Origin of the sequence: Amycolatopsis sp. WQ 127309, assembly GCF_023023025.1 — a bacterium.
Classification (GTDB): domain Bacteria; phylum Actinomycetota; class Actinomycetes; order Mycobacteriales; family Pseudonocardiaceae; genus Amycolatopsis.
On the sequence record NZ_CP095481.1, the window covers coordinates 3477599 to 3491814 of the forward strand.

A 14216-nucleotide genomic window follows, 5' to 3' on the forward strand; every position below is an offset into this window, starting at 1 on the left:
AGGGTCCCCCGAGGCTGCCCACCGGCCTTCGCCTCGTCGGCCGTTCCGTGGGCTGGAAGGGCGCCGATCCACCGGATCAGGGGGTTTCCCCGATGCACCCCCACGTCCGCGCGTGTGACCATGGACGGCGTGCAGGAGTCCCACGACCAGGTCGTCGTCCCCGAGACGGTGACGCAGGCCGTCACCGTCCCGCCCTCGCCGAAGATGTTCCGGCGCCGGTCCGGGCGGGCGATCGCCGGCGTCGCCGGTGGTCTCGCCGATCACCTCGGCGTGCCCGTTGTCTGGGTGCGGACGGGGTTCGCGTTGCTGGCCGCCCTCAACGGCGCCGGCCTGCTCGCGTACGGCCTGCTCTGGGTGTTCGTCCAGCAGCAGTCCGAAGAAACCGCGAGGACGCCGACGTCGAAAGAGCGTCAGCAGGCGTTCGGGCTGATCGCGCTGGGTGTCGGCCTCGCCGTCGCCAGCGGGACGCTCACCGGGTTCATCAGCGGCTGGGTCGCCGTGCCGCTCGCCGTCGCCATGATCGGTGCGGCCGTCGTCTGGCGGGAGGCCGACGAGTCGCAGCGCCGCCGCTGGCGCACCGGCGCGAAGGACAGCGTCGCCGGCGCCTTCCTCGGGGGCGGCGGCTGGTCGGCGGCCATCCGGATCGTCGCCGGCGTCGCGCTGGTGATCACCGGCATCGGCGTCGTCGTGCTCCGCAGCGGCAGCCTCGACCAGGTCCAGTTCGCGCTGATCGCGGTGATCGCGACGCTGATCGGCGTCGCCGTGCTGACCGTGCCGTTCTGGCTGCGGCTGGTCCGCGACCTGTCCGACGAGCGCAAGGCCCGCATCCGCACCGACGAACGCGCCGAGATCGCCGCCCACCTGCACGACTCCGTGCTGCAGACGCTGGCGCTGATCCAGAAGCAGAGCGAGCAGCCGCGCGAGGTCGCGCGCCTCGCGCGTAGCCAGGAACGTGAGCTGCGCGGCTGGCTCTACGGCCCGAACGGCTACGGAAAGCCCGTCGAGAAGACCGCCGAAGGTGAGGAGACCCAGACTTCGGGACAGCTGTCCGAAGCGCTCGCGACGGCGTGCGGCGAGGTCGAGGACACCTTCGCGATCTCCGTCGGCCAGGTCGTGGTCGGCGACGCCGAGCTGGACGAGGCGCTGATCGCCCTGGTCCAGGCCGCGCGCGAGGCGATCGTCAACGCCGCCAAGCACGCCGGGGTCGAAGAGGTCAGCGTCTACGCCGAGGTCGAGCCGACGTCGGTCACGGTGTTCGTCCGCGATCGCGGCAAGGGCTTCGACCCGGACGTCGTCCCGGGCGACCGCCACGGCCTCGCCGACTCGATCCGCGGCCGGATGACCCGCCACGGCGGCACGTGCAAGCTGCGGACCGCGCCGGGCGAGGGCACCGAAGTGCAGCTCGCCATGCCGGTGAAAGCGGGCAAGGGGGCGGCGTGAGGCGGCTATGCTCGGGGGCCAGGGCCAGTGAGGGAGAGTCGTGACGGATAGCAAGCGGGAACCGGTCAAGGTCTTCCTCGTCGACGACCACGCGTTGTTCCGCGCGGGCGTCCGCACCGAGCTCGACTCGATCACGGACGAGGTCCGCGTGGTCGGCGAGGCCGGTTCGGTCGCCGAGGCGGTGGCCGGGATCGCCCGGACGAAGCCCCAGGTGGTGCTGCTGGACGTCCACATGCCCGACGGCGGCGGCGCCGAGGTCCTGCGCCGGGTCCGTCCGGAGCTGCCGGACATCGTGTTCCTGGCGCTCTCGGTGTCGGACGCCGCGGAGGACGTCATCGCGGTCATCCGCGCCGGCGCCCGCGGCTACGTCACGAAGACGATCTCGTCGAAGGAACTGGTCCGCGCGGTGGTCCGCGTCTCGGACGGCGACGCGGTGTTCTCCCCGCGGCTCGCCGGATTCGTGCTGGACGCCTTCGCCGACCGCCCCGGTTCGGCCCCGATCAACGACCCCGAGCTGGACCTGCTGACCCCCCGCGAGCGCGACGTCCTGCGGCTGCTGGCCCGCGGGTACGCGTACAAGGAGATCGCGTCGGAGCTGTTCATCTCGGTGAAGACGGTCGAGACGCACGTGTCGAGCGTCCTGCGGAAGACCCAGCTGTCGAACCGCTACGAGCTGTCCCGCTGGGCCTCCGACCGCCGTCTGGTCTGACCGCAACCCCTCGGACGTCACTTTCACCAGGAAAGATGCACGATCCGGCCTCCGAGGCGTCACTTTCTCCAGGAAAGATGCGTTTTGGGCTGCGCGAACGGGCCGTTCGTGACGGCACTCCGAGCGAGCCTCAGTCCGCCAGTGGAGCGAGAGGCCTGGACGTGCGGCCGGTGGTGTCGTCACCAAGCCCATCCGCTTGGTCACCGGGCTCCTCCAGGACCCCTCGCTCCGGCTTCTGGAGCCGGGTCAGCGCGACCCCGCCGAGGACGACCGCCATCCCCGCGATCACCCGCAGGTTCAGCTGCTCGCCCAGGAACACCGCGCCCAGCAGCACCGAGACCACCGGCAGCAGGTAGCCGACCACCGAGGCCGCCACCGCGCCTTCGCTCGCCAGCAGCTGGTAGTTCAGCGCGAACGCGATGCCCGTCGAACCGATGCCGAGCACCAGCATCGCGAGCAGCGGCCCCACCGAGAAGTGCACCGGCGTGAACCCGCCCGCCGGCAGCGCCAGCAGCAGGAACCCGCTCGCGATCAGCATCTGCCCGGCCGAGAGCGCGTACGGCGACAGCGGAGTCCCCGACAGGTACTTGCCCTCGTAGACGAACGCGAAGCCGTAGCTCGCCGCCGCCGCGAGGCAGGCCAGCGCGCCCCAGCTCAGCAGGCCCGACGCCTGCCACGGCGCGAAGATCAGCAGGATCCCGCCGAGGCCGACGAGCAGCCCGGCCAGACGCGTCCCGGTCATCCGCGACGACGTCCCCATCATCGGCGCCGCGAGCAGCACCCACAGCGGCGTCGTCGAGTTCAGCACGCCGGTGATGCCGGAGTCGACCGTCGTCTCGCCGATCGCGAAGAGCAGGAACGGCAGCGCGTTGTGGAAGAACGCCGCGACGGTCAGGTGCCCCCACGTCCGCCGGTCGCGCGGCAGCCGGGCCCGCTGCAGCTTGCACAGCAGCAGGAGCATGGCCGCGCCCAGCACGAGCCGCGCCAGGACCAGCTGCACCGGCGAGAACATCCCCAGCCCGAGCTTGATCCAGAAGAAACTCGAGCCCCACATCAGCGCCAGCGCGGCGATCCTGAGCAGGGTCTTCGTCTCGCCCACCCCTGTCCTCCTTCAACGATCATCGCCAGCTTCGTGCCCACGAGACGTAAGGACAAGCGCAAATAACTGCAGGAACACTTAAGCCGAGCTGTACGATCGGGCCATGCTCGACGTCCGCCGCATGCAGGTCCTCCGCGCCGTGATCACCAGCGGGTCGATCACCGCCGCGGCCCGCAACCTGGGCTACACGCCGTCCGCGATCAGCCAGCAGCTGTCCGCGCTCGAACGCGAGGCGGGCACCGAGCTGCTCGAACGCGTCGGGCGCGGCGTCCGGCCGACCCCGGCGGGCTCGCTGCTGTCCGAACACGCCGAGACGCTCAGCACCGAGCTCGCGCGGGCCGAGGCCGCGCTGACCGAGCTCAAGGAGGGCCGCATCGGCCGCATCACCATCCGCTACTTCGCGACGGCGGGCGCGTCGCTGGTCCCGCCCGCCATCGCCGCGGTCCGCCGCGAGCACCCCGGCGTGCGCCTCGACCTCAAGCTCGTCGAACCCCTGGACCCGCTGGCCGACGTCGAGTCGGGCGAGGCCGACGTCGCGATCACCGTCTTCCCGCGCAAGACCCCGCCCGGCAAGGGCGTCGAATTGGTGCACCTGCTGGACGACCCGTACCGCGCGGTGCTGCCGAAGACCCACCCGCTGGCCCGCAAGCGCGTCATCGACCTGACGGAGTTCGCCGAGGAGCCGTGGGTCGGCGTCGACGGCCTGCCCGGCGTCTGCCGCGACATCCTGCTCGGCGCCTGCGCGCAGGCCGGCTTCGCGCCGAACGTCGTCGTCGAGTCCGAGGACTACCAGACGGCGCAGGGGTTCGTGGCCGCCGGCATCGGCGTCGGGCTGATCCCGGAGCTCGGGCTCGGCTCGCAGCACCCCGGCGTGGTCGTGCGCAAGATCCGCCACCCGGAGCCGATCCGGGCGATCCACGCCGCCGTCGCGTCACGCGCCTGGGGACACCCGGCCGTCCGCACGCTGCTCGAAGCGATGCGCGCGGCGACCGCGAAAGTGGCTTAAACGAAGAACAGTTCCGAGACGAGGATGCCCACCAGCACGGCCGCGAGGATCGCGGCCACGGTGATCAGCGTTTTCTTCGACACCGGGAGGTTCCACTCGTCCGTGGCCGCCGCCTGCTGTGACGCCTGCGAGGACTGCGGAGCCGGCGACTGGGGAACCGGTGCGGGCACGTACTGCGTCGCCTGCTGGGACGGCGGCACCGGCTGCATCCGCTGCGTCTCCTCCGCCGAGGAGTAGCCGGGCGCAGGCGTGTTGAGCGGGATCTGCTGCTGGTACTGCGGTCCCGACGGCGGCGGCGGTGCCGCGGGCGTGTGCGCCGGGTTGAAGGGCGGGGGCGGCGGGGGTGGCGGCGGCGGGATCCCGGGCGCGGTCGGCGGGATGAACGCCGTCTCCCGGCCTTCGGTGATCGCGCTCAGCGCCCGGACGGTGTCCGCCATCGTCGGCCGGGTCGCCGGGTCCGCGCGCAGCATCTTGCGCAGCGCCGCGGTGAGCACGCCGGCGTTCTGCGCCGGGCGCTCCGAGGACTGCCCGTCGTCGCCGAACGGCGGCACGCCCTCCACCGAGGTGTAGAGCGTCGAGCCGAGGGAGAAGACGTCCGCGGGCGGCGACGGCGGCAGGCCGCGCGCCACCTCGGGGGCCACGTACGCGGGGCTCGGCCCGCCGCCGCTGATGCCGATGTCGGTGAGCTTCACGCCGCCGTCGTCGGCGAGCAGCACGGTGCCCGGTTCGAGCGTGCGGTGCACGAACCCGGCCGCGTGGATCGCGGCGAGCGCGTTGCCGAGCTGGATCCCCAGCGCCGCCGCCTGGTCCGGGGTGAGCCGGCCGTGCTCGGCGAGGAACGTCGCCATGCTGCGCGACGGGATGTACTCCATCACCAGCCAGACGTCCTGGCCCTCGGGCAGCACGTCGAACACCTTGATCGCGGACGCGTGCTCGATCCGGGCCGCGTCCTTGCCCTCCTGCATCGCGGCCGCGCGCGCCTGCTCGGCGCGGTCACCGGCGCCGACCGGGAGGTACATCCGCTTCATCGCGACGGTGCGGAACAGCCGAGTGTCGAACGCCAGCCACACGATCCCGGCGCGGCCGCGGCCGATCGGCTGGTCCAGCCGGAACCGGCCGCCGACGATGGTGCCTTCGGAACTCAACACAAACCTCGGGCTGTCAGGGATTGGTGCCGGTCGGAGAGGTCTCCGTCGGCGGCGTAGTAGGCGTCGTCGGAGTAGTTGTCGCCTCCGACGTCGTCGTCTTCGGCGTGGTCTTCGGCGTCGTCTGCTGCGGCTCGGTCTGCCGCGGCGTCGTCCGCTTCGACGACGAGGTCGCTTCCTCGGTCGTCGACGGCAGTGTCACCGTATCCGTCGGCTCCTCGGTCGTCGACGGCAGCGACTCCGTCGTCGCGGCGACCGTCGGCTTGTTGCTCGACACCGGCGTCGCGGGCGCTTCCGGGTTGTTCGGGCTCAGCAGCCAGACACCCAGCGCGACCAGGCCGATGACCACGATGCCGCCGATGATCGCCGGGCGCTTCCAGGCGCCGGGCTTGTCGTCGTCGTCCGGCGGCGGGCTCGCCTGCGGCCGCTGCCGCGGGGGAGGCGGCGGCGGGGCCGGCTCGTCGTCGAAGTCGTCGTACTGGTCGTCCGCGTACGGGTCCTGCTGGCCGTGCGGCGGCACGGGCACCGCGCGGGTCGCGGCGAGGCCGGGCGGGACGCCGCCGGTCGAGGCGTACCGGCGGTCCTCCGGGTACTGGTCGTACCCGTCGTAGTCGTCCTCGGGGTAGCCGGTGCCCTCGGCGTAGTCGTCATCGTCGTAGAACGGCACGGCCTGCGTCGGCGCCGCGCCGCCACCCAGCAGCGTGCCGGAGTGGCCCGCGGGGATCTCGTCGAACATCTGGGTCGCGCCGGGGTCGGCGAGGGCGGCCGCGCCGAGCACCCCGGCCGCGGGGGCCAGCACGGTCTCTTCGGCCGGCCCGCCGAGCGGCAGCTCGCCCCGCGCGACGGCGGCGAGCAGCTCCTCGCACTCCTCGGCGGTCGGCCGGTGCTCGATGTCCGGGTGAAGCAGCACGGCCAGGACGCTCGCCAGCGGCCCGGACTGGCGCGGCGGGTTGATCTGCCCGGCGGCGACGGCGTGCAGCAGGCTCAGCGTGTTCTCGGACAGGCCGAACGGCGGCTGGCCCTCACACGCGGCGTAGAGCGTGGACCCGAGGGAGAACACGTCGGACTCCGGACCGGGATCACCCCCGATGGCGACCTCGGGAGCAAGGTACGCGGGCGTGCCGGCGATCATCCCGGTCTTGGTGACCGTGACGTCGTCCTTGGCGCGGGAGATGCCGAAGTCGGTGATCTTCACGACGCCGTTGCCGCCGAGCAGGATGTTGCCCGGCTTGATGTCGCGGTGCACGATGCCGACCGCGTGCGCCTCGCGCAGCGCCGCGGCGACCTGGGCGCCGATGCGCGCCACCTCGGTCGGCGGCAGCGTGCGGCGTTCCTGCAGCACGGCGGCCAGGCTGGTGGAGTTGAGGTACTCCATGATCAGGCACGGCTGGCCGTTGTCGTCGGTGACGACGTCGAACACGGAGATGGCGTTCGGGTGGTGCAGCCGGGCCGCGATCCGGCCCTCGCGCATCGTGCGCTGGCGGGCGTCCTCGGCGTCGTGCTCGTCCAGGTGGGAATGGAGCAGGAGCTGCTTGATGGCCACGGTGCGGCCCAGGACTTCGTCGTGCGCCTGCCAGACGGCCCCCATCGCGCCCGTGCCGATCCGGCCGTCGATGCGGTACCGACCGGCGACCAGGCGACCCTCGTCGCTCACGCGACCTCCCTTTGGGCTCCGACTTCACCAGGGCGTGAGGATGGGTTCCCGGTGACGCGGCCAGGCGCACGCCGCTTCGCTGGAGCGTATGCACATGTCGTGGGCTGTGTGCCGGCTTTTCCGAGACCGACGCGTGACAAGGCTAGGCGCTCACTCTGCGCACACGAATCCGGTACAGGCACTTGAACCACGGGTGAAGGAGTGATCGCGCTGGGCTACATGTATTGGGCGGACACGAGCTCGGCTTCGGTGATCAACCCGCCCGTGTCGGCGACCCGGAACAGCTGGGTCACGCGCACCAGCGCGCCGTCCGGCCGGTGGAGCGTGGCGACCGCGACGATCGAGCCGTCCGGCTTGATCTGCGTGTCGGCTTCCTGGACGTCGATGGCGTCCATCGCGCTCCAGGTGCGGACGAGCTCACCGGCCGCGCCGTCGGCCAGCGTCGGGCTCAGCAGGGCCAGCGCGCCGTCCGAGTTCTTGGCGATCGCGGCGTAGAAGTTCTTGACGGCCTGGATCTTCCGGGTCGCGCTGCGCGGATCGGCCGCCGCGTCCGGCACCGTGGTGTCGGACTTCGGGGCCGTGGTGTCGGACTGCGGGCTGCCACCGGACGTCGACTCCTGGGCCGACGGCGCGCCACCGGAGTGCGTGCCCTGCGGGGTGGTCGGGCCGGACTGCTCCGGTGCCCCGCCACCGGCCTGGCGCTGCGGGACGGCGAGGCCGCCGAGCTCCGCGGCTCCGGTGAAGTCGGCCGGCGTGGCTGTGTCGCCCGCGGAGACGGCGCGGTGCGCGCTGGTCAGCATGGGTGCGGCGATGACGGCTCCGGCGACGAGCGCGCCGGCGGCGAGGAGCCCGGCCAGCTTGGCCCGGCGGGCGAAGCGGCTCTCCGGCTCACCCTGGTCGTCGGCCTGCTCGGCGTCGCGGACCGGTTCCGGGCGCGGCGGCAGGAACTTCTGCGGATCGCGGAAGACCTGCTCGAGGTAGTCGCGATCGGCGTCACCGACGCCGTCGAGAATCTCGGCCGGGATCACGTCCTCGACGCGGACGGCGTTGGGTGCCTCACGCCGAGTGCGCTGCCGATCAAGCACGAAAGTCCTCGCTCTGGGGTTCCGGGGACGGGCACTCGGCCGTTCGGCCGGGTATCCGTTGCTCCGGATGGCCGACTCGTGACCGGATCCGGAGCCACTGTCGCCAGGTAACCCTGTGCGGACGGCAACCACCAGGCTCTGTCGCCGGAATGCCGTCGCGATACGACGAGCGGCAGCTTATGTCACCCACCCGGACCAGGCATAACCGCTGGGCGCACCGCACGTGCATCGGAACGGGCGAACCGCACGTGCAAGATCGACTACTGACCGTCGCTGCTGATCTTGTCGCCGTCCCCGAACGCCAGCGTGCGCTCCTCGATCGTCTTGGTCCCGTCATCGTGCGTGATCTCGACGGTGTTCACCGTGACGCCGCGCTGCTGGTCGATGCTGACCTTCTTGACCTCGAAGTACGCGATGCCGGCGTACCGCTCGGCGAGCGCGTGCGGGCCTTGGTCGTGCAGCTCGCCGGTGGTCACCGTCGACGCCGTGCCGGGGTCGGTCGTGACCGTGTTGAAGAACTTCTCCGAGTTGTCGCCCAGCGTCTGGACGTCGGGCGGAAAGGAGTACCACCACGGCGCTTTCACCGGGGTTTCGCGCTCGGCCGCGGTGACCGGCGGCTTCTGCGGGAGGCCGCTCGTCGTGGCCGTGTCGCCGGTGGTCGTCGACCCCGAAGAGCCCGAAGGGTGTTCGGGGGGCGGCGGGACCGTGCCGTCGACCGGCCCGGCGCCCCCGCCACTGCTCGTGCCGGTCGCGTCGTCCTGCTGTTGCTGCTGCGACGTGCTGTCGGGGCCGGTCGCGGACCCGCCGGGGCGGGAGGTCGGCTGCTGCGGCCGGTCGCCGCCGCCGTTCACCGGGTCGTCGACCGTCGGCGCGCCCTGGTAACCCGGCCACGCGCCCTGCACGGCCTGGTCCATCGGCGGTTTGCCCATCAGGAAGGAACCGGCGAAGAGCAGGCCGACGACCACGGCACCGGACGCGCCCGTGGCGAACCAGGCCGCCTTCCGCCACGTCTTCGGCGGGGTCACCGACGCGGGCACCGAGCCGATGGTGAAGCCGCCGAGCCCGTCGATGGCGTCGATCGGCGGGGCGGCGTAGATCCGGACCTCGTCGTCGTCGGGCTCCGGGCGGCGCGGCTTCGGGTTGGCGAGCGACACCCGGGTGCGCCGGGCGGCCTGTTCCGCGCGGGACTCGGTGTCGGGCATCGAGACGGGTCCCGTTCCCGGGTCGCCGAAGTCGGGGGCCTCGGGCATCTCGGGGGCTTCGGCCAGCGGCAGGTTCCCCTGCGCGGCGGGGAAGAGCGCGGGCCGCCGGTCGCGCGGCTGGGGCAGCAGCGGCCGGCTGGGCTGGGGGAGCGGGAGCGAGCCGGACACCGGCACGTCGATCGGCGCCGTGTCGTCCGCGCAGTGCCGCACGGGGCGGTACGGCGGCGCCGTCGGCGTCCAGCCGTCGGTGACGCCCTGCCGGTGCCGTCCGGGGTGCGCGGGGGCGGTGCCGCGGCCGTGGAACTCCGTGCCGTTGCTCATGCGGATTCGACCACCTGCCGGTTCGGGTGTGACGCCGACCGGGGCCGGGTCAACCCGAACGGAGCACCCTCACGCGCGGAATCCTGTTCGGAATCCTGCGCAGATGCACGCGCATGCGAGAATGGACGCGCGGGGCCAGTGCCCCCGCGCGCCTTCCGGGCGTCGCCCGACCCAGGCGCAAGGGTCCTCACGGCGTCAACCCTAGGAGCATCCGGCGTAGAAAGTCGCCCCCAAACCTGCAAGTTGCAGAGGTTTCACTCGGTCGGGCGCGACCGAAAGGGGGAGACGGGCGCTGCGAAACTTCACGCAGCGCGATCGCCGCAGCTCAGCGGGATTCAGCCGCCGGTGCGGTAGCGATCCCGGGTCGACTGCAGCGCCTTCGTGGCCACCACGCCGCTACCCGCAGCGACGATGATCGCGAAGATGTCGAGCGTCGGTCCCCCGGCCGTGAGCAGCCAGGCGAACAGTGACGCCGCAGTGGTACCGCCGGCAACCGCCCACCGGCCGCGGACGTACTGCGCGACCGGAGCACCGCCGGCACGCTTACCCGCCGCGTTGTTGAGCAGGGCCAGATAACCCACATGGCCCAGTGCGGCCAGCACGCTCGCGAGAGCGACGATGACGGCGATGAGGTTCACGATCCAGTCCATGGCCCCAGTCTGCCCGTACCGGGGCCACCGGTGCCTCGGGGAAGACCCCGAATTCGGTCAACCGTTACCGGCCGAGCCGCCCGCGGCCCAGGTTCAGCAGCGCCATGGCCAGCTGACGGCCGTCGGGACCCAGCTCGCGGTAGCGCGCGAGGACGTCCATCTCGCGGTTGTAGACGATGCGCGTGCCGCCGGCGGCCATCCGCGCCGCCCCGATCGTCTTGGACACCTCGACCCGGCGCTTCACCAGCCGCAGGATCTCCTTGTCGAGCCAGTCGATCTCCTGCCGCAGCGACGCGATGTCGTCACCGGCGGGAGTGTCCTCGGCGGGCTGGCCGTCGGCGTTCGTCGCTTGTGCGTTCATCGGGAACCTCTTCCTTGAAGCCCGGATCCGGCCCCAGGGACGGCGACAGCCCCGGGTCCGTGGACTCCGGGGCTGGCGTGATGGCGGGTTCGGGCACTACGCGATCACGGGAGCCGGGGTCCGGGTCCCGTAGAAAAATCGCTTTGCGTGGTGCCGCATGGGTTCAGTATGGCACAGGCGTCCGGACGCGTTCCCGTGCCGAGCGGACCCCGGCATGAATGAAGAGGCTCGCCGCGAGCCAGAACATCGGGAACGCGGGCCAGAAGAACCCGGCGCCCAGCACGGCCCACCGCACGATCGCCACCACCGCGATGGCGACCACCACGGCGAGGTGCAGCCGCAGCGCGGGATGGCGGCGCAACGCGGCCAGGGAGAGCGGGAAGCCGGACCACTGCGGCACGGGCCGCGGCAGGTCGGCGGTGAGCGCGGTCAGCTCGTCGGTGAACCGCGCGGAATAGACGTGGGTGAGGCGCTCTTCGACCTCGTCGAGGGTGAGCCGGCCTTCGGCGCCGGCGGACTGGACGATGGTGGCGACGCGCTCGCGATCGGCGTCGGCGGCCCGGATGCGGGCGGGGCGGATGTCTTCCATACCCGCCGATGCTCCGCGCGGCGGGCCGGCGGCGCGTCGGACGCCAGGCGACATCTCCCGCTACGCCTGGCGCGGTAGCCCACCCGCCCGGGGTAGCGTGGACAGGCGATGGACACCCTCTTCGATCTCCCCGCCGAGACCCCCGCGCGCAAGCCCGCCTCCGGCGGGCAGGCCGATCTGCTCGACGACCTGAACCCCGCTCAGCGCGAAGCCGTCACCCACGCCGGTGGCCCGCTGCTGGTCGTCGCGGGTGCGGGCTCGGGCAAGACCCGGGTGCTGACCCGCCGGATCGCCTACCTCCTCGGGCAACGGCACGTGCACCCCGGCGAAATCATGGCGATCACGTTCACCAACAAGGCCGCCGCCGAGATGCGCGAGCGCGTCGCCGCGCTCGTCGGGCGCCGCGCCAACGCGATGTGGGTCTCCACGTTCCACTCGATGTGCGTGCGGATCCTGCGCCGGGAAGCCAAGACGCTGGACATGTCGTCGAGCTTCTCCATCTACGACTCGGACGACACCAAGCGGCTCATCACGCTCGTGGCGCGGGACCTCGACATCGACCCGAAGCGCTACGCCGCCCGCACGCTCGCCATCCACATCTCGAACCTGAAGAACGAGCTCGTCGACCCGGACGAGGCGGCGGCCAACGCGGCCAACGACCTCGAACGCCGCGTCGCCGAGGTCTACGTCGAGTACCAGCGGCGGCTGAACCAGGCCAACGCCTTCGACTTCGACGACCTCATCATGCGCACGGTCTCGCTGCTGCAGGCGTTCCCGGCCGTCGCCGAGTACTACCGGCGGCGCTTCCGCCACGTGCTGGTCGACGAGTACCAGGACACGAACCACGCGCAGTACACCCTCGTGCGCGAGCTGGCCGGGACCACGCCGAACGAGTCGGGCGTCGAGCCGGCCGAGCTGGTCGTCGTCGGTGACGCGGACCAGTCGATCTACGCCTTCCGCGGCGCGACGATCCGGAACATCGAAGAGTTCGAACGGGACTTCCCGAACGCGCACACCATCCTGCTGGAGCAGAACTACCGCTCCACGCAGACGATCCTGTCCGCGGCCAACGCCGTCATCGAGCGGAACCCGAACCGCCGCGCGAAGCGGCTGTGGACCGACTCGGGCGACGGCGAGAAGATCGTCGGCTACGTCTCGGACAACGACCACGACGAAGCCGCGTTCGTCGCGAACGAGATCGACGCGCTGGCGGAGAAGGGCGAAGCCGACTACTCCGACGTCGCCGTCTTCTACCGCACCAACAACCAGTCCCGGGTCTTCGAAGAGATCTTCATCCGGCTCGGCCTGCCGTACAAGGTCGTCGGCGGCGTGCGGTTCTACGAGCGCCGGGAAGTCCGCGACATGATCGCGTACCTGCGTGTGCTGGCGAACCCGGAGGACACGGTCAGCCTGCGGCGCGTGCTGAACGTGCCCAAGCGCGGCATCGGCGACCGCGCCGAAGCCGTCGTGGCGACGCACGCCGAGCGCGAGCGGATCTCGTTCGCGCAGGCGCTGCGCGACGCCGTCGAGGACAAGGTGCCGCTGCTGAACCCGCGCTCGGTCAAGGCGATCGGCGGGTTCGTCGCGATCCTCGACGAGCTGGGCACGATGATCGCGGACGGCGCCGAGGTGCACGACGTCCTCGAAGCCGTGATGGACAAGACCGGCTACCGCGTCGAGCTCGAGGAGTCGGAAGACCCGCAGGACGCTTCGCGCGTGGAGAACCTGACCGAGCTCGTCACGGTCGCGCGGGAGTTCACCGAGCTGACCGCCGAGATCGTCGCGGACGAGAACGCCGAGCTGATCGTCGACGAAGGCGTCCCGGCGCCGGATTCGCTGCCCGCGTTCCTGGAGCGCGTCTCGCTGGTCGCGGACGCCGACTCCGTGCCGTCGCCCGACGGCGGCGAAGAAGGCGACGGCGGCGCGGGCGTGGTCACGCTGATGACCGTGCACACCGCGAAGGGCCTGGAGTACCCGGTCGTGTTCTGCACCGGCTGGGAGGACGGCGTCTTCCCGCACATGCGGGCGCTGGGCGACCCGGCCGAGCTGGCCGAGGAACGGCGGCTCGCGTACGTCGCGATCACGCGGGCCCGCAAGCGGCTCTACGTCTCGCGCGCGATCACGCGGTCGGCGTGGGGCCAGCCCTCGATGAACCCGGCTTCGCGGTTCCTGGACGAGCTGCCGCCGGACCTCGTCGACTGGCGGCGCCTGGAGCCGTCCAACCGCGGTTTCGGGTCGTTCGGCAGCGGTTCGCGCGGCACGCCGCGGGCGGCGACCACGTGGGGCAACCGGTCTTCGTCCGCGCCTTCTCCCGGTGTCAGCTCCTTCGGCAAGGGCTGGAAGGACACGGTGGCGCTGAAGCTGGACGTCGGCGACCGCGTCAGCCACGACAAGTACGGCCTGGGCACGGTGGTTTCGTGCGACGGCGTCGGCCCGCGCGCGACGGCGACGATCGACTTCGGCGCGGCCGGCAAGGTCCGGCTGATGCTGATCGGCAGCGTCCCGATGGTGAAGCTCTAGCCCGGTCATCGGCCCTGTTCAGGGCCGCACCACCCGTCCGAGTGATTCCGGCGGCGATCTCCGCGATCGCCGCCGGAATCGTCGTACCCCACCGGTAGAACTGACCCCGTGATCGAACACGAGTTCGACGAAGGGAGAACGTGGTGTGGACGCGGTGCTGTTTGGTCTGCTGGCCGAAGGGGTACGAAAATACTTGCGAGGAGTCCTGGAGACGACGGTTCCGGATCGGGGTCGGGAGCCATCGGGGGCTTCGGGAAGCACCTCGCGTGCGGGAGCGGAGGCGTGCCGGCTGGCCGCCGCCTGGCGAGCGCTGCTCAGGCAGCACGAGCTCGGCGCGGACGGGCACTGTGTCACCTGCGGCCGGGGACGCCGCTGGACGACCAGGGCCCGGAGAGCCGCGCGTGTCCGCTCCGCGAAGACCGAGCCGGCCTCGGT

12 protein-coding genes are annotated in these 14216 nt (G+C 71.8%); 4 read left to right on the forward strand and 8 right to left on the reverse strand.

Features of this window, described 5'->3' with window-relative positions; translation table 11 throughout:
- The first annotated feature begins 114 nt into the window (after window positions 1–114).
- Both MUY22_RS16330 and MUY22_RS16335 read left to right on the forward strand, forming a co-directional pair.
- Complete coding sequence (locus MUY22_RS16330; RefSeq protein WP_247060666.1) at window positions 115–1440, forward strand: ATP-binding protein; 1326 nt, start codon at window positions 115–117, stop codon at window positions 1438–1440.
- A gap of 40 nt (window positions 1441–1480) precedes the next feature.
- Entirely contained in the window at window positions 1481–2149 is a 669-nt protein-coding gene (locus MUY22_RS16335) for a response regulator transcription factor (protein ID WP_247060668.1), read from the forward strand.
- Window positions 2150–2279: 130 nt separating this feature from the next.
- On the opposite strand, the gene MUY22_RS16340 is transcribed toward MUY22_RS16335, so the two are convergent.
- Complete coding sequence (locus MUY22_RS16340) at window positions 2280–3248, reverse strand: DMT family transporter (RefSeq protein WP_247060669.1); 969 nt, start codon at window positions 3246–3248, stop codon at window positions 2280–2282.
- 103 nt (window positions 3249–3351) lie between these two features.
- Here MUY22_RS16340 and MUY22_RS16345 point away from each other — a divergent pair, with 103 nt between their 5' ends.
- Window positions 3352–4254: a LysR family transcriptional regulator gene (locus tag MUY22_RS16345; protein WP_247060670.1), complete on the forward strand. Its 903-nt coding sequence runs from the start codon at window positions 3352–3354 to the stop codon at window positions 4252–4254.
- Here the strand turns inward: MUY22_RS16345 and MUY22_RS16350 are convergent.
- The 7 genes from MUY22_RS16350 to MUY22_RS16380 all read right to left on the reverse strand — a co-directional run bounded on the left by MUY22_RS16350 (window position 4251) and on the right by MUY22_RS16380 (window position 11261).
- Window positions 4251–5399 carry a serine/threonine-protein kinase gene (locus MUY22_RS16350; RefSeq protein ID WP_247060671.1) on the reverse strand — a complete coding sequence of 383 codons (1149 nt, stop codon included), beginning with the start codon at window positions 5397–5399 and terminating at the stop codon, window positions 4251–4253. The two genes, MUY22_RS16345 and MUY22_RS16350, sit on opposite strands and share 4 nt — an antisense overlap.
- Before the next feature lie 16 nt (window positions 5400–5415).
- On the reverse strand, window positions 5416–7053 hold the full coding sequence (locus tag MUY22_RS16355; protein WP_247060672.1) for a serine/threonine-protein kinase: 1638 nt from the start codon (window positions 7051–7053) through the stop codon (window positions 5416–5418).
- A gap of 215 nt (window positions 7054–7268) precedes the next feature.
- Window positions 7269–8138 carry a hypothetical protein gene (locus MUY22_RS16360; protein WP_247060673.1) on the reverse strand — a complete coding sequence of 290 codons (870 nt, stop codon included), beginning with the start codon at window positions 8136–8138 and terminating at the stop codon, window positions 7269–7271.
- A gap of 260 nt (window positions 8139–8398) precedes the next feature.
- On the reverse strand, window positions 8399–9661 hold the full coding sequence (locus tag MUY22_RS16365; RefSeq protein WP_247060674.1) for a hypothetical protein: 1263 nt from the start codon (window positions 9659–9661) through the stop codon (window positions 8399–8401).
- 335 nt (window positions 9662–9996) lie between these two features.
- Entirely contained in the window at window positions 9997–10311 is a 315-nt protein-coding gene (locus MUY22_RS16370) for a hypothetical protein (protein WP_247060675.1), read from the reverse strand.
- 64 nt (window positions 10312–10375) lie between these two features.
- Window positions 10376–10672 (reverse strand): chorismate mutase, encoded by a 297-nt coding sequence (locus tag MUY22_RS16375; protein ID WP_247060676.1) that lies wholly within the window; start codon window positions 10670–10672, stop codon window positions 10376–10378.
- A 163-nt stretch (window positions 10673–10835) separates the two neighbouring features.
- The gene (locus tag MUY22_RS16380) at window positions 10836–11261 is read right to left on the reverse strand and encodes a DUF1707 domain-containing protein (protein ID WP_247060677.1); all 426 of its coding nucleotides are present in this window, start codon (window positions 11259–11261) and stop codon (window positions 10836–10838) included.
- A gap of 108 nt (window positions 11262–11369) precedes the next feature.
- On the opposite strand from MUY22_RS16380, the gene pcrA reads away from it, so the two are divergent.
- Window positions 11370–13781 carry a DNA helicase PcrA gene (gene pcrA, locus MUY22_RS16385; protein ID WP_247060680.1) on the forward strand — a complete coding sequence of 804 codons (2412 nt, stop codon included), beginning with the start codon at window positions 11370–11372 and terminating at the stop codon, window positions 13779–13781.
- The last annotated feature ends 435 nt before the right edge of the window (window positions 13782–14216 follow it).